Raw genomic sequence first — 19,992 nt, 5'->3', positions numbered from 1 at the left:
AGTATGGACACCACACGGTATGACGTTGTCATTGTTGGCGGCGGCGCAGCGGGACTCAGCGCAGCCACGACGCTGGGCCGGGCGCTGCGCTCGGTACTGGTCATCGATTCCGGAACCCCACGCAACGCACCCGCGGCGGGTGTACACGGCTACCTTTCGAGGGACGGGATAAACCCCGGCGAACTGCTGTCCATCGGACGCAGCGAAGTGCTCTCCTACGGAGGAACGGTCCTTGATGGCGAAGCCGTTGCAGCGGATCGAACCCCTGATGGATTCGAGGTGGTTCTGGGAGATGCCCGCCGGTTCTCCGGCAGGCGAATGCTCGTCACCACCGGCTTGACGGACGAACTGCCTCCCATCAGCGGGCTTCGGGAGCAATGGGGAAAGGGGGTTGTGCACTGCCCCTACTGCCACGGCTGGGAAATCCGCGGGCAACGGATCGGAGTGCTGGGCACCGGCCCGTTGTCCGTCCACCAGGCACTGCTGTTCCGGCAGTGGTCCCCTGACATCACCCTCTTCCTCAACGACACCGTCGAACCCACCGACCAGGAATGGGACAAGCTCGCCGCCCGCTCCATAGCGGTGGTCGACGGCGCCGTGGCTTCCGTTGACGCTGTCGACGGCGTCCTCACCGGACTCACGCTGCGCCAGGGCGCCTCCTTCGGCGTACAGGCACTGGCCGTCGGAACAGGCATGGAGGCCAGATCCGCGCTGCTGGAATCACTTGGGCTAAGTTCCCAGGTGCACCCGTCGGGGGCCGGACGGTTCATCGAGACCGACACCATGGGCGCGACGGCCGTCGCCGGCGTGTATGCCGCCGGCAATGTCTCCAACTTGATGGCCCAGGTGATCACAGCTGCGGCCGAGGGAGTCATGGCCGGTGCACGGATCAATGCCGATCTCATCGACGAGGAAACCCGCTGGGCCGTTGACGGGCGCTTCGGCCCCTTTTCGGCCGCCTCGGAAGCAACCGTCTCCAGGATCGCGCTGGATACCCGGCGCCATGGCCTGGATGAGGGGCGGGAGGCCGTCGGCATGGGCCCCGGGTCCCGGTGATCTGACCGGAGCGCCCGGGTTGGCGACGCTGACCCGAAACGCGGGGTCGCCGTCGGGCCCGCCTGTGACCGCAAGGTGCTCTTGACGCGGTCCGGGACACAAGCGTATACAAGGGCCATCCGGGGGTCGTCGCAGGGGTCACGGACGCAAAACCGACGCGGGCAGCGCGGGGACCGTCACTACGAACCACGGCGGAGCAGCAAAGTGAGGTGTGAGCGATGACCGGATTAGCAGCCCTTCGCTTCGTGGCTATCGGCTGGGCGGGATTCTTTGCCGCGGAAGCAGAGATTGCGGACGACTGGGGCTACTACTTCGGCGTCTTTGTGATCGTGTTGGCACAGTGCGCCGGTGTACCGCTTCCGGCCGTAGCCGTCCTGCTTGGCGCCTACGCGTCGGCGCGCCACGGGGAGCTCAACCTCGCTGCCGTTATCGCCGTCGGAAGCCTGGGCGCCATGATCGGGAGCACTATTGGCTACGTACTTGGGCGGGTGGGAGGCCGGCCGTTGATGCTGCGCCTAGCACAGCGCTTCCACGCCGATGAGAATCGCATCGTCCAACTGGAGTCGTTCTTCGATCGGCACGGCGGCACAGCCTTGTTCTTCGGCCGCTGGGTCATAGTCGTCCGGCTCTGGGGCGCCATCGCCGCAGGCGCTGCCAAGATGCCCTGGCCCAAGTTCCTGCTCTGGACCATCACGGGGTCCATTGCCTGGGTTGCGAGCCTCAGCGTCCTCGCCTATCTGGCCGGGGCTCTGGCCCAAGCCATCGGCGACGCCCTGGACATCGGCGGCTGGGTACTCTTCCCCATCGTCGCGGTTGGCCTGGTCTTCGTGTGGCGCCGGCGCAAACGCCGGAAACTTAAGCTGGCTGGAGGGCCAGGGGACGGCGCGCCAGAGGCCGAATAAAGCCGCCGCCTCATTGCGCCGCTCGGGAGCAACCTCCGCCCGACACTTGAACGTCCCGCCTCCGCATTCCCGGCAGGGCGACTGCTCCTGCGTCACAGCGGCCGGGCCGTACGAACATAGGAACTACCAGACACCTCAGCCCGTGTACAGGTAGCCCTCGTCACCAAAATTCGGGTAATCACTACCCATGTGTCGAGGTGCAATCCCCCCGTAGCCTTGGTTTTGTGTGGTGGATATCGCGCATCACCGTAGGCGATGCATGACGGACGCCGCCGACCACCCGAACGATCCCGAAGATCAGCTTTCGGCAGCCGTGCACAGCTCGCGCACAGCGTGCCCAGGCTAAAAACCTTGGGGCAGAATAACGATTTTAGAGAGAATGCGCGGCATCGTGGGCGGTCAGGTCCGCGAAGGTCAGAAGACACGTAGAAGGCACACGTAATGAATGAAGCGTTGGCTACTTTCGTGCGGGGCGAAGGGCAGCACCAGAGCGACGAAGCCGTGGCCCAGGGCCTTCCGGGAGTTCTCCTCCGGGGCCGGCAGAGGGGCACTCCGTGACGGAGCGCCAGACGGCGGATATGTCGCCGCGCGTCGGAAGCGTAGGGGAAACGCCGCTCGTCAGCGGGCCACCTGCCGCTCCGTCACGAGTTTCCGGCCGGGACCGGTATCTGGATCTGTTGCGTGCCATCGCGCTTGTCCGTGTTGTCGCCTATCATTCCTTCGCCGGCGCAGTCTGGCTGAGCATGGCATTCCCTTCGATGGGCGTGATGTTCGCCCTCGCAGGATCCCTCATGGCACGTTCCCTTGAACGCCCCGCACTCGGAGTTCTCAGAAGCCGTACCCGGCGCCTGCTTCTGCCGCTGTGGGCTTATAGCGGTACCGTCTTGGTTCTCCTGCTCTGGCAGGGTTGGACTCCAACGGTTCGAGCCGGGGGCTCCTGGCTCCAAATCCTCTTGTGGTTCATTCCCCTCGGGGACCCACCGTTCCCGCAGAACATCGGCTCTGACGCTGGTCTAGTCGAATCCTCCTGGGCCCTCCAGGCTGAAGAGGGCTTGTGGTACATCCGGACATATTTCTGGTTCATGCTGTTATCTCCGCTTCTACTCAAGGCATTTCAACGGCTGCCGTGGACAACGCTGCTGGCACCGTTGGGCCTCATGGCAGTTCTCAGCATGGGTCTAATCCCTCTTCCGGACTGGGGAAACAGCGCCATCACCGACTTTGCCACCTATGGTTCCTGCTGGATCCTCGGCTTCGCCCATAACAACCGCCTGCTGCTCGAGATGCCTCGACGGGCGGTCTTCGCCGCTGGTCTGGCCCTCATGGCCCTGGGCCTCATATGGGCGTCCAGCCACCTAGAGGACACGGAATGGGACCTGAATAACATTCCCCTGGCCCAGGCTCTGTGGTCGCTGGGCTTCTGCGCCATGTTGCTCCGAATCTCGCCATCATGGCAATCGCTGCCCAGGCCGATTCGGTATCTCGACAAGCCAATCAGCCTCGTCAACAACCGGGCCCTCACCATCTACCTCTGGCACAACCTCCTGCTGGTGATCAGCGTGATGGTAATCGACCGGCTCTACGAGATCGACGACGTCGCAGCAGCCATACCGTGGGTTCTAAGTAGCGAGTGGACCCTGTTCATCGGTGTGTGGCCGCTCCTCGCCGTCCTGTTCCTCACCATCGGCTGGGTCGAAGACGTGGCCGCCCACCGCGCCCCGCGGCTGTGGCCCACCGGGTCACCCAAGAAGCCGTCGGCCCTTCCCAGTGCCGCCGACCGCAACCGGTCGGGCCAGGATCTGCACAGCCGCACCGCGGATGCTCACGAGCCTACGGCCGGCAGCGAACTCCGCACCAGTCACCCGTGGCCTGGGGAACCACAAGTCAGAAGCGGCGAGCTGACCGCCATACCGTTGGCGCAGCAGCCAGGCCAGTTCACTGCGTATAAATGCACAGTCCCCGCAGGACCGGTCCGTGCCCGGCCTGAACCACGCACTCACGATGGAAACGGCTGGATCTATGTCCTGAAAGGACGTCTCCTGCTAGGAGTCGGCGACCAGGACATGGTCCTTACCCCGGGACAGTCAGCAGAAATCGATGCCGGCACGCCCCACTGGATTGGAAGCGTCGGGACCGAGCCGGTTGAGTACTTGGATATCTTTGCAGATCACGGCATCCCGGCCTCTCAGCCCGAACCGAGGAACAGCTAGTGGACGCCCATTCACGGCCCGGTCCGCCGGGCAGGCGGCCACATCCTTGGCTGAGCTGGAAATCCGAGTGGCAGGTGGTATCAGTGAAGAAGTTTATGCCCCTGGTCGCTAGCGGAGCCCTTCTGCTGGCCGGCTGCACACCTGCGTCCCCGCAGACAACACCAACTCATGGGCCGGTGGACCATGCAAGAGAGACACGCAAGCCAACACCGCCACCCCCGCGTTCGGCTCAGGCGGCCTCCGCCGATCAGTTCGCCGGCATCATTGGCAGGGACGAGCAAACCTGGCGAGCTTACGAGGCAAACATTGAGGCTTGCAACAAGGCCGCCGAAGGACGTACGCCGGACGACTACATACAATCCATGGAGTGCATCAAGAATGCCCAAAAGGCTGCGGCTTCAGCCCGGGATGACATCACAGCGCTCCTCGCCCTAGGGTCCCCGCCCCCAGAACTCGCGGTCCTGGTCACTGAGACCCTCACTGCCCTCGCACCGCTCAGCGAGTCGAACGCAGCAAGCTTCTGTCAGGACGCCGGCAGCGACCGCTGTGCCAGCGCCGTTGACCAGATCGACCAGGCTGCGGTGACGCTGGTCGAGGCAGTCGATGAATGGGCACCCTACAAATAAGCCGGCTGATGCTGCAACGGCCGCCGGGGCCTGAGCACTTGATCCGCCGGTCAAAGCTCCGGCGCGTGCTCCTCGGGCAGCGCGCCCTCGTCCTCGGGGTGACGTTTGAGGTTGAGCAACGCGAGCGCCAGGCCGCCCCACACCGTGAGGATGGCAATGACCATCATGGTGATGGCGATGGGTGTCATCGTGCTGACTCCTCTTCTTCCTCGTCCACGATGGACTGATACTCCGGGTCATGGTGGGCCTTGGATTTCCGGCTCCAGGGGATGAACGTCAATGCCAGCGCCAGGACCACGAGCCCGCCGGCCATGCCCCAGCCGAACAGGCCCACAAACCACTCGGGATAGCCTTCATAGGTGGTGGAGATCTTGCTCATGAATTCGTTGGACACAAGGTAAATCAGCACAAGCGGCACCACACCGCCGATCAGCACCATCCACGCCCGGCGCATCTTGATCGTCGAAGTGCGGTTAAGGTGGGCTGACAGCAGCGGAAGCTTACGCAGGAACCAAGCCAGCACCACCACGGTCACCAGCGCCCCGAGCGTGATGCCAAAGCTGTTGACGAAAGCGTCGGAGGTGTCCAGGAGGTATAGGCCCGTTGCCGTCGGGAAGAGCCCCAGCGACACGGCCGCGACCAGCCCGCTGACCACAAGTGACGCCTTGACCCGCCCCCACGCCAGCTTGTCCTGCACCGCCGCCACGATGACTTCCAGGACCGAGATGAGCGACGTAACCCCCGCGAACACCAGGGATCCAAAGAACAGCACCCCCATGAGTGCGCCGAACGGCGCTTGGGAAACGATGGTGGGGAAGGCTACGAACGCCAGCCCGATGCCTTGTGTGACAACATCGTTCACGCCGGCTCCGGCGGCCTGGGCCATAAACCCCAGTGCGGCGAACACGCCGATGCCGGCCAGGATCTCGAATCCCGAGTTGGAGAAGGCGACCACCACGCCTGAACCGGTCAGGTCGGTCCTGCGCTTCAGATAGGAGGAGTAGGTGACCATGATGCCGTAGCCGACCGAGAGCGAGAAGAAGATATGTCCGTAGGCCGCAGCCCACACTGACGGGTCGGCTAAAGCTTGCCAGTCGGGGGTGAAGAAGGCGTTGAGTCCTTCTGTTGCGCCTGGCAGAAACAGCGATTGGATCACCAGCAGCAGGAACATCACCATCAGCAGCGGGAGCAGGATCGAGTTGGCGCGTGAGATCCCCTTGCGGATTCCGGCCACCATGATGATGATGACGGCGATCCAGATCAGCAGCAGCGGGAAGAACACGGACGGCACGTAGTTGAAGCCGACACCCGGCGCCTCGGAGACGTTGAGGAAAGTCCCGAAGAAGTAGCCCTCGGCGTCGTCCCCCCACGCCTCGGTGAAGGAATAGATGGTGTACATCAGGGACCATGCGACAATCACCGCATAGTAGGCTGCGATGACGAAACAGACCAGCACCTGCCACCACCCCAGCGGTTCAGCCGCCCGGTGGAGCCGGCGGTACGCCAGCGGGGCGGAGCCGCGGTATTTGTGCCCCACGGCATAGTCGAGGAACAGCAGCGGGATGCCCGCCGTCAGCAAGGCGACGAGGTACGGGATCAGGAAGGCGCCGCCGCCGTTGTCGTAGGCGATGTACGGAAAGCGCCAGATGTTTCCCAGACCCACAGCTGACCCGATGGCCGAAAGGATGAACAGCCTGCGGGTGGAAAATGTCTCCCGCTTCGCCGGTGCGGCACGGGAACTGGACGGGTCGCTCATCCCGTCACGCCCTGCACAGCGGTTCTTAGGTTAGTGCTACAGCGCTGGACACCGCGCTTTTCTGGCCGGTCCATGTTGGCTCGCTCTCGGATGAAGGTGAAAGTCCGATTCACTGGCTATTCCGAGACTTTACTTATACGTCGCGCCTCATGGAAGCCCCGGTTGCTACACCCGGGCAGGCGGCGCCATTTAGCCGGAGAGGTGCACGTCTTCCGGGTCCTCGGGTGAGTCATCGCGCCGTTCCTTCACGAGCTTGCTGGCACTCACCAGCCGAAGCGCGGTCACCAGCAGGATCCCGCCCAGCATGTTAAAGAGCACTACATACGAAAACCAGCCGAGCCATTCAAGGTAGCTGATGTCGGCACCCGTGTGGATGGCACCGAAGATCAGCAGCGAGTCCAGGATCGAGTGGAAGAGCTGCAGCCCGTAGAGCAGGAAAGCGCCCACGACGGCGGCCGCGATCTTGCCGGTGACGCTGTCCGTCCCGTGCTGCATTCGGGTCATCAACGTGATAGTGCTCCCTGCCAGCACGGCAAGACAAACGGTTTGCCAGTTGAACCCCGCATCGAGGTAGTGGGCGGCTTCCTTCGTGATGATCTCGCTCCACTGCGGGAACGCCGTCATGATCAAAGCCATGAACAGCCACCCGCCCACCAGGTTTGCTACGAGAGTGCCGCCCCAGAGCTTCCCGAGCTGCGCATAGCTTGCTTCCCGCGCGACGACGGCGGCAATGGGCACCAGGAAACCTTCCGTGAACAGTTCGCTCTTGGCCAGCAGGAGGGCAATGAGCCCTGCACTGAACGCAAGCCCAGCAAGAAGGTGGTTCCCGGTCTCATAAAGAACACCAAGGTAGGCCATGATGCCAACGCCTATTTCAAACCCGCCGAACAATCCGGTGATGAGCACGTCCCGAAACGAGCGGTTCAGCCGTTGCGCGCCTTCCTCAACGGTGCGGTCGAAGGATTCCTCCACCTCCTCCTCAACCGGGCCTGGATTGTCGCCCAGTTCCCGCCGCCGTGCATCGCCGTCGGTATCGCTCATTCGTGTCGCCTATCCGCCTGAAAATGTGAAGCCACTCTACCGTGACGCTGCTGCCGGACGGCTTCCTCGTCGGCGTGGCACAGCACTAGCTCGCTGACACATCAATCAGCACCTTGCCGATGATGCTCTCCTCCACCGCCGCGTGGGCCGCAGCCGTGTCAGCCAGGTCAAAGCGATGCAGCGGCAGGCCTGCAGCCTCTCCCACCGGAAGGGAGCCGTCGGCGATGGCCGCATTGATGTCCTCGGCGGCGTCGTGCACCGCCGCCATGCCCACGGTGTAGAGCAACACGAACTGGTAGCGGACGTTGAGGCTGAAGTGCCTGCGCACGTCCAGGGTCACTTGATCGCCGCCGTTGTTGGCGTAGACCGCGATGGAGCCGCGGTTGCGGATCACTGCCAGGTCCAGTTCCGCGTTCTGCGCGGGCGCCACCTCCACGATCTGGTCGACGCCCTCGGGAGCGATCCGACGAATCTCCGCGGCCGCGTCGCTTTCCCGGTAATTGATGACGTGGTCCGCTCCGGCGGCCGTGGCCAACGCAGCCTTCGCCGGTCCACTCACGGTCGTGATCACAACGGCGCCGGCCCACTTGGCTAGCTGGATCGCCGCATGGCCCACGGCGCCGGCCCCTCCAGCAACGAGAATTACCTTGCCGTCCAAGGCTCCCGGACGCAGCCGCTGCGGGCCGTCCTCGGCGATGGTCAAGGCCCTGTGGGCGGTAATCGCGGGAACGCCCAGGCTTGCGCCGACGTCGAATCCGGCATTTTCCGGCAGCGGAAAGACCCGTTCGGCCGGCAGGACGGCGAACTCCTGGGCTGTCCCGCCGTCGGCGCGTTGGTAGGCGGCCAAGGCCACCCAGACCCTGTCACCGACGTTGAGATGCTCGACGCCGGGTCCGACGGCGTCCACCATTCCGGCGCCGTCCTGGTTCGGCACCACCTCCGCGAAGGGCAAGGGCTCGCCCGGTCCGGAACCGCGGCGCGACTTCCAGTCGGTGGGGTTCACCGCAGAGACCATGATCCGCACGCGCACCTCCCCGAGCCCCGGGTCGCGGATCCCGCGGTCGACTAGTTCGAGAACAGACGGATCACCCGTGGCACGGTACACGATTGCTTTCATACTCAGACCAACGCCGGCCTCGACCAAAAATTCCCGCCGTGCCGCGATAAACTGGACCGATCATGATCGGTGCGCTGCTCCGTATTTTGGCCTGGTTCGTCATCCTGGCGACCCTCCTCTCGGCCTGCGCGCCAACCATGAGACCCGATGAGGCCACCACCCGTCCCCCGATCCAGACCTCCTCGGCCCCGCCGGCCGCACGCGATGACGTCCCCGCTCCTCCCCGGCCCCCGTCCCCCACCCCGACGCCGGTTCCCACGCCGTCTCCGGCGCCCCGGTCGTTCGCCCTCAACCTCTACCAGGAGGGTGATTTCGTGCCGCAGTACACCTTTGAGTGGTGTGTGGCGGCGAGTATCCAGATGATGCACAACCTCATCGACGACACCGGGGCTCGGACATGGACCGATCGCGTCCAGCAGGGGGAGCTCTGGGAGATGGCCCGGGCACGGTCGTTCAACTCGTTCAACGGTGCCAACCCCTTGGGTTGGGCGGAGGTGCTGAATGACGTCGGGATGGGGCCGTACGCCGTCGTGAGCGTCGCCGACTATGAGGAAGCGCTGCGGACCGCAGCGCGCGCCATTGCCGCCACGGATCGGCCGGTCGGGCTGGTCATGTGGCGCGGCCGCCACGTATGGGTGATGAGCGGTTTCGAGTCACTCGGCGATCCCGACCAGTTCCCGGACTTCCCGGTCACCGGCATCCGTGTCCAGGATCCGCTCTACCCGTACGGGGACGACAAATGGGGACCGTCCCCCGCGCCCAACGCCCTGCTCACCCCCGAACAGCTGGCGACCCAGTTCGTCGTCCGCGAGCCGCGGCGCTGGAGCAGCAACATGCCCACCGGCTACATGCTGGTGCTGCCGCTCGCCAAGACCCGATCAGGTCCTGATCCGAAGGTTCCGAGGACCTAGCGGCCACCGCCATGGGCCTTCAGACCGTGGACTCATTCGGCGGTACCCGTCTTCGCGGCGTATGCGGTGGCTTGGGTCCGCACCTGGCGGATGTAGGGATCGGATTGGTTGTAGGAGTAGATGGCGTCGGTCCATCCTTGAGCGGTTGAGAGATCACGGCCGTTTGCGCACAGATATGCCGCCGCACTGAGGGCGGCGTCGTCGATATTGAATGGGTCCGCTCTTCCGTCCCCGTTCCCGTCCCGCCCTGCAAGCTGCCAGGTGGTGGGAATGAACTGCATGGGTCCGACAGCGTGGTCCCAGCGGGCGTCGCCGTCCAGGACGCCTGCGTCCGTGTCGGCGATCGCGGCGAATCCGTTGCCATCAAGGCTGGGGCCCACAATGGGGCGGCTCGACTGCCCTGCGGCGTTGAGGCTGCCACCGCCATAACTTCCGTGCGCTGATTCGACGGAGCCGACAGCTGCCACGGTGTTCCAGCCGATCCCGCACATCGGAGCGGAATCGTTTGCCATGGCTGCCGCGGCAACGTAGGCCCGGAGCGCGCGGGCAGGGATACCGGTCTGCGCGGCAGCCCGGGTGAGCCACTGGGCATCCGGGTTCGGGGTGACGCTCACCGCGGTGGTGATGCCGGTGGACAACATTTGAAGTTTCGCCCCCGCGCGCGGGGGTGCAGAAAAGGCGCCCCTGGCGTCTGCGCCGGGCTGCCGCACTGCCCAGAACGAGAATGCGGCGATGAGCGAAACCGCGAGCAGGCTGAAAACCAGAAGGCGTTTTAGACGAAGCACGGACTAATCAAACCATCCAAGCGGAGCGACTGGTTGACGACGCGGTTACCAGCGGATCACGAAGACCGTCGGGTCGCTCGCGGGGTTCTGGCCGGCCAGAGCACCGGTCACCAACTAAAGAGCCCCTCAGGCCCCTAAAAGAAGCTTTGCGCACACTCAGTGGCCCCCAAGCCGCTGAATAGGGCGTTTCTCGGATCCGTCATCGGCGGTTGCGTTCTATGCGACGCGGTAGGCGGAACCGCCCCGATTGCGGTTCCTACGTTAGGCCTTCACAAGCGCCGGCGTCTCATTGTTCGCGGCAGTGCCCGAACCGAGGTAGCGCTCGATGCTGACTGGGCAGTGGCCAAGCCCGCCGCCCTGCCCCCGGCGGCGGAAGTTGATAACCTGGCCGGTTCTGCCGCACCCGCAGGTGCCGGTCTCGACGTCGCCCATGTCGTCGGTGAGGAGGAAACCGGGGTAGCTGGTGCTGAGGGCGTCCAGTACGGCGATGGTGCCGGTCTCCCCCGGGGCGATCTCCTTGGCGCTTTGGCCAGGGTCCCGGATGGAGATGTAGCACCATGGCGGAACGTGCTTGCGATGCAGGTGGCATTCGACAGCGAGCATGTTCGACTCGATCATCCCGTACATGTCGCGCACATTCACCGCACGCACGCCGAGCAAGTCGTGGCACCGTTCCCGAAAACTTTCATTAGGGATGGCCTCGGCTGTGTGCCGCTTCCAGCCCCCGAGAGTGATGATCATGCTGAACGGGTCCAAGCGCACAGTGATATTCTCCCGCTCAAGGAACCGGAGGAGCCGGTCGATGAGGAACGGCGGACTGACGATGTGGCGTGTCATATGTCCCTCCCATCGGCGCAGGTGCTCCAGGGCCTCCCCGGCGTCGAACGCCTGGTCGGCAACGAGATATGCGTGGTGGTCGAAGACGCTGTTCAGGATGTTTAGGTCCTTGAGCAGTCCCATCTCCGAGGCTTCCGGGTCCGACGGGTTCAAGAAAAGTCCCGCGCCCCCTGACAGGCTGAAGAACGTCCGGTAGGTGCCGAGCAGGGCGACTAGCGCCAGGGTCATTGTCTCGCTGTTGCGGGGGATGACGGAAGGGACACCGCGGGTTCCGCTGGAGCGGGTTTCGGTCTCGACGTCGGCCAAGGAGCAAGTAAGCAGCACCTTGGCGTCGGGACGCTTGAACATGCCCACCGGCAACAGTGGCAGGGATTGCAGGTCGTTGATGTCCTTGATCGTGGCGGGGTCGACTCCCAGGGCCTCACACTGGGCGCGGTAGAAGCCGTTTGCGGCATGGTGGTAGATCGCGGCGTCCCGCAGGACGTCGGTGACCGACTGGGCCCAGTCCTCAGGGGACTGGACGTAGGCCTTGGACACATTCCCCAGCATCTGCGGTAGGGAGAACATTGCGTCACTCCTCAGTGAGTGCGAATCGATGAATGCGGTTTGCGCCGCAGGGTCAGCCGTACCGACGCAACTCGGAAAAGAAATCCTCGACCACCTGGAGCTGGCCGCTGCCGGCAAGTTCGTCGTAGACGTACTTGCCGACTGCCAGGTCGAGCACGCCCAGTCCGAACGGCGAGAACACAATAGGGCGGTCGTCCGTCAGCGGGACCCTGCCTTCCATGACGTCGGCCAAGGTGCCGTCAACGAAGTCCCTGTTGCCGACCGTCTGCTCCGCGAGGTGGGCCGACGTCCCGGCTTTCAGGCAGTGGTCGACGTCGTCGAGGATGTTGGTGGACGCCAGCAGGATCTCAGGGGCCAGATCGCGCAGGGACACGTGCAGCACCAGCGGATTGTGTGCGAACCACGTCGTATCGTGCACGTGCGGCTGGCCCGCCACCGTGGCGAACACGATGAGGTCGCTGCTTCTGATCAGCTGCTCGGGGCCGTCGTGCACGGTCACCCGGGCACCTGTACCGCTGCGCTCGAGATAGCCCTTGAAACCCTCCTCACTTTCACCCGAGAGGTCGAACACCCCGATCTCGTCGAAGGACCAGTCGGTGGCCTTCAGGAAGGTGTGGATGTAGCGGGCAATGAGGCCAACGCCAAAGAACCCTATGCGCCGGGGACGCCCGCGTCCCCGGCTGAGCCAGTCGGCAGCAGCGGCGGCAGATGCAGCGGTCCTGGAGGCGCTGATGATGGAGCCCTCCATGCAAACCAAGGGGTACCCCGTAGCCTGGTCGTTGAGGATCAACACCGCAGAGGCGCGCGGAATTCCCGATGCCACATTGTCCGGGAAGCTGGAGACCCATTTGATGCCATCAACCTCTACTTGTCCGCCGACCGAGGCCGGCAGGGCGATGATGCGCGAGGTAGGCCGGTCCGGGAAGCGCAGGAAGTAAGACGGGGGGTTCACCGAATCTCCGGATGCATGCACGCGGTAGGTCTGCTCGACCAGCTCGATGACCTCCTTTTCCCGTCCCTGAAGCACCTGCTGCACCTGGGTCCCTGAGATGACCGCGAAGGGCGGAACCGTCTTCGGCTCTGCGGCCGCTGCGGCAGGGGAACTGGCAAGCTCGGTCATCGTGCACCGTCCTGGTTGTGGTTGTCGAGATCGAAAATGTTGCGAGGCTCGGCCATGCCGACAAGAATCTCCCGAGGCCCCTCATAGGACTCGCGGCTATGCGCCATGCGGATGTTGTCGACCAGCATGAAGTCCCCCGTCTCCCAGGGGGTTCGAAGGGTGTGGGCCTCGTAGATGTCGTTCAGGAGCGCGACGATGTCCTCACCGATCGGTTCGCCGTTGCCGAAGCGGGTGTTGAACGGCAGCCCGTCTGGACCGTAGACGTCCACCAGGTATTCACGCACCTCGGACGCGATCGTCCATTCGTTCAGGAACGCGACCTGGTTGAACCAACAGCGTTGGCCGGTCGCCGGGTGCCGGACCACGGCGGGGCGCCGTTGCCGGGTGCGCAACTCCCCGTCGGGCTGCCACTCGAACTCGATCTCGTGCGCCCGGCAGTAGCTCTCGACGTCGGCGCGGTCGGAAACACCGAACGCCTCCTCGTACGAGGCGCCGATGTCCTCGTTGTAGCTGCGGGCGAGCAACCACCCCTCACTTTCGAAGCGCCGGACGATGTCCGTGGGTATGGCGTCGAGCACGGCGCTGGCGTCCGCCACACCGGTCACCCCACCGACGCTGGGTGCCCGGAGACAGGCGAACAGCATCAGTCCGGGGAACTCGAGCGCGTAGCTTAGCTCCTGGTGCATGCACATCGGTTGGTTCGCGGGCCACGTGAGGGATGAGTACACGCCGTCCAAGTAGGGCTGCCTGGTTGCGAAAGCCTCCCGGTCCGGCATAAGGCCGCCTGGAACCAGCCGCTTAAAGGTATCGGCCACTTCGGCTGGATCACGGAGGCCGAGGCCGCGGACCAGGACGGCGCCGTGTTCATCCACCGCCGCGCGCAGAGCCACGCGGTTCTGTTCGGCCCACCGCACGGGGTCGTGGCCGTCCTCGACGGTGAGCATCGGCGCCCGGCCGGCTTGGCGTTCCACGTCGAATTGGATCCGGGGTGATTGAGACGACATCAGAGGTCCTTTCCTTTCACAGGTAGCGGGTGTGAGTGGCCAACCGGCCCTCCCACCGGGGCCATGGAGTGGGGCTCGGCGCTGGCTTCCGCAGGCCGCGGGGCGGGCGGAACGGCAGCATCCGCCGGAGACGAGGCCTCGAGCAGGGCTGCCAAGTCCGCCAGGACGGGTGTCTGCATGATGTCTTTGATCGACACTGCGCGCTTGAGCAGGACGGCGAGCTTCACCGCGGACAGCGAAGTTCCGCCCAGTGCGAAGAACGAGTCCTGCCCGCCGATCCGGCCCGCCGGCAGGCCGAGCACCGTCGCCCACGCCTCGGCGAGCCGCTGTTCGGTGGCCGAGAGGGCTTCCGTGGCGGTGCCGGCCTCGGGAACGACCTCCCGCGCCATGCGGGTCAAGGCCTTCCGGTCGATCTTCCCGTTGCCGGTCAGGGGCAGGCTCTCCTGCCACCTGTACGCCGACGGAACCATGTAGCCCGGTACCCGCGTGGCCATCTCGCTGCGGATTTCGTCGACCTCGAGCGGCCGGTTGCCGGAGTAGAACGCCACCAGGAACTTGGTCTGCCCGGCGCCCTCGCCCTCGCCCTCGCCGACGACGACGGCGCCGTCGCGGATGCCAGGAACCCGCAGCAGCGCGTTCTCGATGTCGCCGATCTCGATGCGGAACCCGGAGATCTTGACCTGGTTGTCCCGCCGGCCCAGGTATTCCAGCTTGCCCTCCGGGGACCAACGGCCGTAGTCGCCCGCACGATAGAGCCGGGCGCCCTCCACGTAGCGGTCTGTGGAGTACGCCTGCGCCGTCCGCTCCGGATCGTTGATGTAGCCGCGGCCCACACATACTCCGGAGAAAGCGATCTCGCCCGGCGCCCCAAGCGGCACGAGCCGCTGCCGCTCGTCGAGGATGTGGATCCGGACGTTCGGGATCGGCGGGCCCAGTGGCACGGAGCCGCCCGCGGGCGCTGCGCTCATCACCTCGTGGTTCGTGTCGTCCGAGGTCTCCGTAAGTCCATAGGCGTTCACCAGCTTGACGTTCGGCAGCACCTGGAACCAGCGGTGGACCAGCTCACGCTTCAGGGCCTCCCCAGTTGCCGAGACGCAACGGAGGTGCGGCAGGGCACGGGGTTTACTGCCCATGTATGCCACTAACGCGTCCAGATACGACGGGACGACCTGGAAGACCGCCGCCGCGCCCCGTTCCACCGTGTCGACGAACCGCTCGACGTCGAGGATGCGGTCCTGCTCGACGATGAGTGTGCGGCCGCCGACGAGCAGGGCCGAGACCAGTTGCCACAGCGAGATGTCGAAGCATTGGGGGGCGCTCTGGGCGACGACGTCTCCGGGGCCGATCCCCAGGTCCTCAATCTTGGCGTACAGGTGGTTCACCATCCCGTCGTGCTCGCACATTGCACCCTTCGGTTCGCCCGTGGAGCCCGACGTGAAGTAGACGTAGGCGAGTTGGTCTGGCCGCACCTCCAGGCCGAGGTCGTCGTTGGCGTGCCCCTCGGCCTCGATGTCCTCGAACAAGAGCTTCGTCACTGCAGGCATTCCTTCCAGTGCCTCATCGAGGGTGGTGGTGCTGCCGCCTTCGGTGAGCACCACCCGGGCCCCGGCCCGCGTGAGCGTCCTGGAGATGCGGTCGGCCGGGAAGTGCGGCTCGATCGGCAGGTACGCGCCTCCGGCCTTGAAGATGCCGATGACGGCGGCCATCCACTCCAGGTCCCTTTCGGCGACGACTGCCACGATGTCCTCCGCCCGCAGACCACGCCCGTGCAGGGCGCGGGCGATCCGGTTGGCGCGGGCGTTCAGCTCCGAGTACGTCCACTCGCGCGCGTCCTGGACGGCCGCGATGCGCTCAGGATGCTGCCGGACACGCTCCTCGAACAGTTCGTGGAAGCGCCGCTGGGGCCGGGGCCGCTCGGGTCCGGCCAGCTGTTCCAGTTGCAGCCGCCGCTCCTCGGGGTCGACGAGGTCGGCGTCGGCGGGTTCCGCCTCGGGGTCGCCGACCAGATGGCGGAGTGCGCTCAGATGATAGCCAGCGATCCGCCGGGCTGCGTCCTCGTCGAGGACGTCGAGCCGGTAGCGCAGGCGCAACGCTTCGCCTGCGGCGTCGCGGAGGGACAGGCTGAGGACGAGGCCTTCCGCCAGTTCGGGATCGTCGTCCTGATTGGTGCTGAATAGCACCTCGTAGGCTGCGGAAGCCGGCCGCTGCCCCGCCTGTGGTCCACCGGTTCGATCGGCGCGGGCCTGGACCTCCCGGAGGTGGGCCTCTGAGACCAGCGCCCGCCATGAGCCTTGTCCCAGATCGAGTTCGCAAGGCCAAGTCCCCGACGCGTCCCTGCAACCGGTGGTGACCTCCGTTTCGCCGGACAGCGCCTGGAGCACCCTTGCATGAGCCGCCAGCCAGATCGATGCAGGGGTCGCGTCCAGCATGCGGGACACGTTCCGCACCGCCTGGCGCAGGTCCTCGGGAACCTCAACTTCGACTCGTCCCTGGCCCGGCCGGCGGTCCTGTGTCCATCTGGGAACCGCCGTCGGCGCGGCACCCGCGGGGGCGGTCCGGTCGTTGCCCTGGCCCGACGAGTGGTCGGCGACGGTTCGGCAGGTCAGCGCAGAGGTGGTTGTCATGACACGGGCCTTTCCAGTGCGACGGGGGACGTGGAGGGGGCTCGGACCTCTTCGGCCGGGTTACCACCCCACAGCGTTCCCCGAGGGAGGGTCGTCCCCTTCATGACGAAGGAGTCGGCGGCGACAACGGCACCGTCTTCAATAGTGACTCCATAGTGGACAAAGGCGGCGACGCCGAGCGTGACGTCGTTCCCGACGACGTTGTAGTCGGACTTGAACATCCCGTCCTCTTGGGAATGGGACTGGATCGTCGTGCCGTTGTTCAGCGTGCAGCGGGAGCCGACCGTCACCAGGGTCCGCTCGACGATCCCGCAGCCGTCGTCGAAGACCCGTGAGCCCATCCGCACGCCCAACAACCGCCAGATCAGCGGCTTGAACGGCGTTCCGTTGAAGAGCGCCAGGAACCTGCTCTGGGCCTGCAGCTTCCAGTACCGCTCGTGCCACCAGAAGTAGGGGTCGTAGATGGAGCACAACTGAGGCCGGAGCTTCCGGAACCCTGTTGCGAGGTGCTGGATGCCGACGGGGACCAGCACGCCGAGCAGGAGCATCACGACTAACGACGCGCTGACTGCGAGGAATCCGAATTGATCGGACAGTTCGAGGCCGGCATACATCGCGACGAGGGCCACCGAGACGTTGAACCACCGCGCCAGCATCCACAGTGCCATCGTGCGCAGGTTGTGGCCGTTCTTGGCCGCCAGGTCCCGGCGGAGCCGGGCCCGGCTCCTGTGCTCCTCGGGCCGGGTGTCCCGCAGCACGGAGCGGGGGATCTCGAACGCCGGCGATCCGAGCAGGCCCACGTCCTGGCGCACCGGACCGTCGATGGGGACCATGACCTTGGTCGCGAGCAGGCAATTGTCCCCGGCCCTGGATTCGGCGGGGTACAGAACGGCGTTGCCCAGATAGTTGTGAGCACCGATCGCGACCTCCCTGATCTTGAACGACGTAGCCGAATAGTCGGTGTTCATGAAGGACACCCCGTCGGCAATCATCGTGCCGGTGCCGATGGTCGAAAGGAACGGGTTGTCGTGCTTGAACCCCGTGCCGAAATTCGAGCCGGACTGTTGGACCTGCGGCTGCTTGTACCCGATGGCCCGGACGTAGTTCACGACGTAGGAGCTGTCGCCGAACAACTGCCCGAGCATGGGACTGTTGGTCATCCTTGCCACCGCCCGTGCCGCCGCATCACGCAGCCCGAACAGCGGATACACCGTCTCGGGCTTCAGCGCGAGTTGGAGCAGCCCCGGCAGTGTCGTGATGAGGGCCAACGCAACGATAGTTCCGCCAAAGACGGCCAGGCCGGCGTAGACGGCGGCGTCGGCGTAGAAGACCCAGTCGGTGAACGCCAGCTCCTCCTGTGGCTCCAGAAGGGCCGCGACGTTCGGGTTCGCCAAGATGAACAGCGCGATCGCGAGCGACCACATGGTGCGGCCCAGTCCGATCGCGCCCAGAAGCTGGGAAACTGCGAACCAGCCCCGGCGCCACGGCCGGTAGGGCGTCGGGGCGACCGTTGCGTAGTCCGCACCCCCGGGTCTGCCCGGCGAACCGTGCCACCGCTCGCCCGCCGGCACTGCTTGGCCGGTGTAGAGAGTGGACCGGTGGCCCAGCTGCGAGCGGTCGCCCATCGACGTGTTGATATCCAGGACGCTGCCCTCGCTGACGGTCACTTCCTTGCCCAGCGTGACCCCGCCCACCTGGATGACGCCGCCATGGGCGCGGTAGCCGTTGAGCATGACGTCCTTGAGGATTACCGTCCCCTCACCGATGGTCAGCAGGTCGGTGCAGATCGGCAACCGATTCGTCATGATCATCACGTTGCGGCCGACCTTCGCGCCCATGGCCCTCAGGTAGAAGGTCGTCAGCGGTGAACCGGTCATCAACGAGAGGGGAGAAGTGCGCATCAACGCCTTCACCAGCCAGAAGCGGAAGTAGGCCAGACTCCAGATGCGGATCTCCCCCGGCCGGAAGCGCCCGATGAAAATCCACTTGGCGGCCACCGGCAGGATGCACAGCAGCACGAACGTCGCAGCGCCATAGACGATCGCTCGCAGGTAGAGCTCCCAGAAGGGCGTCCCATGGCTCACCCAGTCGTGGTTGCCAGGCGCTGCGGCCGGGAACAACCACTGGTAACCCACGACCATGATGAGGCCCGCAAGCAGGCAGTAGCCGATGTAGACGAGCACCTGCAGGGCGCCGCAGGCGACATACTCCCACGTCCGCGCGTCCATGGGCGGCGGCGTCTCCGGCACGGAGGCCATGGTTGGCGACGGCTCCGCCTCCTTTTCCTGCTCCGGGGGAACCTCGAGGGCCGCTGCCAGAGCGGATATATTCGGGTTGCTGTAGATCTCCTTCATGGACATTTGGGGCAGATCCGGCTGCTTGCGCACCCTGGCGCAGAACTTCGCCATGACCAGCGAGTCCGCTCCGAGGTCATGGAAGAAGTCGTCGCCCACCGCGACCTGCTCTAAGCCGAGCACGCCGGCGAGCACTTCGGCCAGCCGCTCTTGCAGCGGCTCGGACACCGGGTCCGCCGGCGTCAAGGCCGCGGCCAGCGCCGAGATCGTTGGGTTCTGGTAGATGTCTTTGATCGACACGGCAGGCAGGTCCGGCTGTTTGCGTACGCGGGCGCAGAACTGGGCCATGACCAGCGAATCGGCGCCCAAGTCCTGGAAGAAGTTGGCGTCCACCGGCACATGCTCAATATCCAGCACTCGGGACAGCACCTCTGCCAACCGGTCCTGCACCTGCACCTGCGCCGTCGCAGACGACTCTTCTGCCGGTGCCAGAGCCGCGGCCAGCGCCGAGATCGATGGATTCTGGTAGATGTCCTTGATCGACACCGCTGGCAAGTCCGGCTGTTTGCGCACGCGGGCGCAGAACTGTGCCATCAGCAACGAATCCGCGCCCAGGTCGTAGAAGAAGTTGGCGTCGACGGGGACGTCGTCCTTCTTTACCACCGACGCCAGAAGATCCGCCAGCCGGCGCTCCAAGGCAACGGCCGTACCCGTGGCTGGAGCGGCCGGAGAGCCGTTCCCGGCCGGAGCCGCGGTTGCATCAGGAATGGGGAGATCGATGGGAGATGGGGAGCGCGGAGCGCCCTGCAGGTTATCGAGACGCATTTTCACTTCAGGAAATTCCCTACGGCCGCGGTTGCTGCGTAACCGGCCACCGCTTTACGTGCCGGGTGCTGTGGCTCCGACACCGGGTCGGACCGGCGGCCCGGAGCCCCTGCCAAATCGTCGGCGGTTGCCAGAGCTTCGGCGCCGAAATGATCGTGCACCCAGTCAGGGTTGTAGACAGTGTCCAGGTAGGGTCGGCCCATGTCCGGGGAAATGGCCACCGCCGTCAGGTCTTGGGCGTCGTGTTCGGTGAGCCAAGACGCGGCGCCGTGGACCACGGTCCCGGTGGAGCCACCGAGCGTGAAGCCGGCAGCGGC

15 protein-coding genes and 1 pseudogene are annotated in these 19,992 nt (G+C 65.3%); 5 read left to right on the top strand and 11 right to left on the bottom strand.

Going from position 1 to position 19,992, the window contains the following annotated elements; all coding sequences use genetic code 11:
• The first annotated feature begins 3 nt into the window (after positions 1 to 3).
• From FS787_RS00080 to FS787_RS00065, 4 genes are all read left to right on the top strand, one after another.
• The gene (locus tag FS787_RS00080) at positions 4 to 1,056 is read left to right on the top strand and encodes an NAD(P)/FAD-dependent oxidoreductase (RefSeq protein ID WP_144669960.1); all 1,053 of its coding nucleotides are present in this window, start codon (positions 4 to 6) and stop codon (positions 1,054 to 1,056) included.
• A gap of 218 nt (positions 1,057 to 1,274) precedes the next feature.
• Complete coding sequence (locus tag FS787_RS00075; protein ID WP_144669957.1) at positions 1,275 to 1,958, top strand: DedA family protein; 684 nt, start codon at positions 1,275 to 1,277, stop codon at positions 1,956 to 1,958.
• 554 nt (positions 1,959 to 2,512) lie between these two features.
• Complete coding sequence (locus tag FS787_RS00070; protein WP_144669955.1) at positions 2,513 to 4,168, top strand: acyltransferase family protein; 1,656 nt, start codon at positions 2,513 to 2,515, stop codon at positions 4,166 to 4,168.
• Between the two features lie 362 nt (positions 4,169 to 4,530).
• The gene (locus FS787_RS00065) at positions 4,531 to 4,794 is read left to right on the top strand and encodes a hypothetical protein (RefSeq protein ID WP_144669954.1); all 264 of its coding nucleotides are present in this window, start codon (positions 4,531 to 4,533) and stop codon (positions 4,792 to 4,794) included.
• 50 nt (positions 4,795 to 4,844) lie between these two features.
• On the opposite strand, the gene FS787_RS00060 is transcribed toward FS787_RS00065, so the two are convergent.
• From FS787_RS00060 to FS787_RS00045, 4 genes are all read right to left on the bottom strand, one after another.
• Positions 4,845 to 4,982, bottom strand: coding sequence for a methionine/alanine import family NSS transporter small subunit (locus FS787_RS00060; RefSeq protein ID WP_144669952.1), 138 nt, complete (start codon positions 4,980 to 4,982; stop codon positions 4,845 to 4,847).
• Positions 4,979 to 6,550: a sodium-dependent transporter gene (locus FS787_RS00055; protein WP_144669950.1), complete on the bottom strand. Its 1,572-nt coding sequence runs from the start codon at positions 6,548 to 6,550 to the stop codon at positions 4,979 to 4,981. The genes FS787_RS00060 and FS787_RS00055 overlap by 4 nt, the downstream gene beginning before the upstream one ends.
• 189 nt (positions 6,551 to 6,739) lie before the next feature.
• A complete protein-coding gene (locus tag FS787_RS00050; RefSeq protein WP_144669949.1) occupies positions 6,740 to 7,591 on the bottom strand; it encodes a formate/nitrite transporter family protein in 852 nt (283 codons plus the stop codon).
• Between the two features lie 85 nt (positions 7,592 to 7,676).
• The gene (locus FS787_RS00045) at positions 7,677 to 8,708 is read right to left on the bottom strand and encodes an NADPH:quinone reductase (protein ID WP_144669947.1); all 1,032 of its coding nucleotides are present in this window, start codon (positions 8,706 to 8,708) and stop codon (positions 7,677 to 7,679) included.
• Positions 8,709 to 8,770: 62 nt separating this feature from the next.
• On the opposite strand from FS787_RS00045, the gene FS787_RS00040 reads away from it, so the two are divergent.
• A complete protein-coding gene (locus FS787_RS00040) occupies positions 8,771 to 9,619 on the top strand; it encodes a hypothetical protein (protein WP_144669945.1) in 849 nt (282 codons plus the stop codon).
• 32 nt (positions 9,620 to 9,651) lie between these two features.
• Here FS787_RS00040 and FS787_RS00035 read toward each other — a convergent pair whose 3' ends face one another.
• The 7 genes and pseudogenes from FS787_RS00035 to FS787_RS00005 form a co-directional block, all read right to left on the bottom strand.
• A complete protein-coding gene (locus tag FS787_RS00035) occupies positions 9,652 to 10,260 on the bottom strand; it encodes a lytic transglycosylase domain-containing protein (protein WP_313959629.1) in 609 nt (202 codons plus the stop codon).
• A gap of 405 nt (positions 10,261 to 10,665) precedes the next feature.
• On the bottom strand, positions 10,666 to 11,808 hold the full coding sequence (locus FS787_RS00030) for an acyl-protein synthetase (protein ID WP_144669941.1): 1,143 nt from the start codon (positions 11,806 to 11,808) through the stop codon (positions 10,666 to 10,668).
• Between the two features lie 52 nt (positions 11,809 to 11,860).
• Positions 11,861 to 12,928: a 2,3-diaminopropionate biosynthesis protein SbnB gene (sbnB, locus tag FS787_RS00025; RefSeq protein ID WP_144669939.1), complete on the bottom strand. Its 1,068-nt coding sequence runs from the start codon at positions 12,926 to 12,928 to the stop codon at positions 11,861 to 11,863.
• On the bottom strand, positions 12,925 to 13,932 hold the full coding sequence (locus tag FS787_RS00020; RefSeq protein ID WP_144669937.1) for a TauD/TfdA family dioxygenase: 1,008 nt from the start codon (positions 13,930 to 13,932) through the stop codon (positions 12,925 to 12,927). The genes sbnB and FS787_RS00020 overlap by 4 nt, the downstream gene beginning before the upstream one ends.
• A complete protein-coding gene (locus FS787_RS00015) occupies positions 13,932 to 16,556 on the bottom strand; it encodes an amino acid adenylation domain-containing protein (RefSeq protein WP_144669935.1) in 2,625 nt (874 codons plus the stop codon). The genes FS787_RS00020 and FS787_RS00015 overlap by 1 nt, the downstream gene beginning before the upstream one ends.
• A complete protein-coding gene (locus tag FS787_RS00010; RefSeq protein ID WP_144669933.1) occupies positions 16,553 to 19,675 on the bottom strand; it encodes a Pls/PosA family non-ribosomal peptide synthetase in 3,123 nt (1,040 codons plus the stop codon). Before FS787_RS00010 ends, FS787_RS00015 begins: the two co-directional genes overlap by 4 nt.
• Positions 19,676 to 19,677: 2 nt before the next feature.
• Positions 19,678 to 19,992, bottom strand: a pseudogene (locus FS787_RS00005) (2,3-diaminopropionate biosynthesis protein SbnA); the annotation flags it as partial.

Source organism: Arthrobacter sp. U41 (assembly GCF_007679325.1).
Lineage (GTDB): Bacteria > Actinomycetota > Actinomycetes > Actinomycetales > Micrococcaceae > Arthrobacter.
Note: the sequence above shows the minus strand (reverse complement) of the source record. Positions and strands in the feature narration are given on the sequence as shown.